We start from the raw sequence: 233 nt of genomic DNA, 5'->3' as shown, positions 1-233 counted from the left end.
ACCATCGGACCCCATCCGCCGCCGCCTGCAGCGTCGAGGAAGCCGCCGACAGTGCCCAGCGGCGCCACAAGACGGGTAGGAACCGGATTGCTGGGGATCTTGCGGAACGACCGGAGGAACAGCCAGAGCCCGATCACAGCGAGATAGGTCGTGACGTAGGGCTTCACCATGTCGCCGTCGAACTAGGTCAGCACGAAGGCGCCGAGGCAGCCGCCGAGAATGCCGAAAGGAGC

General features: G+C 65.7%; 1 pseudogene. It reads right to left on the bottom strand.

The features are described 5' to 3' along the window. Positions 1-233: pseudogene (locus AC0L2O_RS37615) on the bottom strand (TSUP family transporter); the annotation flags it as partial.

The organism is Bradyrhizobium sp. Kon10, assembly GCF_055807395.1.
Note: the sequence above shows the minus strand (reverse complement) of the source record. Positions and strands in the feature narration are given on the sequence as shown.